The sequence below is a fragment of the Plantactinospora alkalitolerans genome (assembly GCF_015690345.1).
GTDB classification, from domain to species: domain Bacteria; phylum Actinomycetota; class Actinomycetes; order Mycobacteriales; family Micromonosporaceae; genus Plantactinospora; species Plantactinospora alkalitolerans.
The window spans coordinates 1-2167 of the sequence record NZ_JADPUN010000441.1 but is presented as its reverse complement, the minus strand read 5'-3'; the positions used below and the strand labels follow the sequence as shown (position 1 = coordinate 2167).

Genomic DNA, 2167 nt, shown 5'->3' with positions numbered 1-2167 from the left:
GTGTTGGTGACGGGTGGGACTGGGGTTCTGGGTGCCCTGGTGGCGCGGCGGTTGGTGTCGGTGCACGGGGTGCGGCATCTGGTGTTGACCTCTCGCCGGGGGTTGGACGAGGGGTCGGTGGGGTTGCGGGACGAGTTGGTGGGGCTGGGTGCGGAGTCGGTTCAGGTGGTGGCCTGTGATGTGACGGATCGGGCGGCGGTCGTGGATCTGCTGGGGTCGTTGGGGTCCCGGCCGTTGACGGCGGTCGTTCACGCCGCGGGTGTGTTGGACGACGTGACGGTCGAGGGACTGGACACGTTCCGGTTGGACTCGGTGTTGCGGCCGAAGGTGACCGGGGCGTGGGTGTTGCACGAGTTGACCGCCGGTCTGCCGTTGGCGGGGTTCGTGTTGTTCTCCTCGGTGGCCGCGACGGTGGGTAACGCGGGGCAGGCGAACTACGCGGCGGCGAACGGGTTCCTGGACGGGTTGGCGGCGTGGCGGCGGGCGCGGGGGTTGCCGGCGGTGTCGGTGGGTTGGGGGTTGTGGGATGCGGACAGCGCGATGACGGCCGGTCTGGGAGAGGTGGAACGGGCCAGGCTGGGTCGCGCCGGTGTCGCGGTGTTGCCGGTGGAGCAGGGGTTGGCGTTGTTCGACGCCGCGTTGGTGGTGGACCGTTCGCAGGTGTTGGGGCTGCGGTTGGACCTGTCGGCGTTGCGGGAACTGGCACAGCTGGGCGAGTTGCCGGCGTTGTTCGCGGGGCTGGTACGGGTACGGACCCGGTCGGCGCCGACGGTGGTCGTCGATACCGGCGGTGGTAACGGGCTGGTTGATCGGTTGCTCGGGCTGGGTGAGGCGGACCAGCGGTTGATGCTGCTGGACGTCGTGCGTCGTACGGCGGCGGTGGTGTTGGCGCACGAGGATGTGGACGCCGTCGATCCGGAGCGGCCGTTCACCGAGTTGGGATTCGACTCGTTGACGGCGGTGGAGCTGCGGAACCGGTTGAACACGGCAACGGGACTACGACTACCAGCAACGTTGATCTTCGACTACCCGACCCCCACGGCGATCACGGATCACCTCTTCCGTACGGTGACGGGCTCCTTGGGCGAGCCGGTGGATACGCCGACGGCGCGGGTGAATACGGACGAGGATTCGGCTGCGGAGCCGATCGCGATCGTGGGTGTGGCGTGCCGGCTTCCGGGTGGGATCCGGAACGCCGATGGTCTGTGGCAGTTGCTGGACTCCGGCGGTGAGGCGATGGGGGAGTTCCCGACGGACCGGGGTTGGGATCTGGAGAATCTGTTCCACGACGATCCGGACCACCAGGGGACGTCGTACACCCGTCGTGGTGGCTTCCTGTATGACGCGGATCTGTTCGACGCGGAGTTCTTCGGGATCAGTCCGCGCGAGGCGACCGCGATGGATCCGCAGCACCGGTTGCTGTTGGAGACCTCGTGGGAGGCGTTCGAACGGGCGGGCATCGCCGCGGACTCGCTGCGCGGCAGCCGTACCGGCGTGTTCGCGGGAGTGATGTACCACGACTACACCTCCGTGGTTCACCAGGCCGTCGACAACATGGAGGGATTCCTCGGTGTCGGGGGCAGCATCGCGTCTGGTCGGGTGGCGTACCACTTCGGGTTGGAGGGGCCGGCGGTGACGGTGGACACGGCGTGTTCGTCGTCGTTGGTGGCGGTGCATCTGGCGTGTGAGAGTCTGCGGCGGGGTGAGTCGTCGTTGGCGTTGGCCGGTGGGGTGACGGTGATGGCCACGCCGGGGGCTTTTGTTGATTTCTCGCGGCAGCGTGGGTTGTCGGTTGATGGGCGGTGTAAGGCGTTCGCGGCGGGGGCGGACGGGACGGCGTGGTCCGTGGGTGTGGGTGTGTGGGTGTTGCAGCGGTTGTCGGGGGCGGTCGCGGCGGGACGGCCGGTGCTGGCGGTGGTTTCTGGTTCGGCGGTGAATCAGGATGGTGCCTCGAACGGGTTGACGGCGCCGAACGGGCCGGCGCAGCAGCGGGTGATCCGGCAGGCGTTGGCGGCCGCGGGAGTGCAGCCCGGTGGGGTTGATGTGGTGGAGGCGCACGGGACGGGAACCCGGTTGGGTGATCCGATCGAGGCGCAGGCCCTGTTGGCGACCTACGGACGGGACCGGTCGGTGGACCGGCCGGTGTGGCTGCGGTCGGTGAAGTCGA

At 68.7% G+C, this 2167-nt stretch carries 1 protein-coding gene; it reads left to right on the top strand.

Annotated features, from left to right (window positions below; genetic code table 11):
* Positions 1-2167: type I polyketide synthase (locus tag I0C86_RS45335; RefSeq protein WP_196207012.1), on the top strand; the 2167-nt coding region annotated here is incomplete at both ends.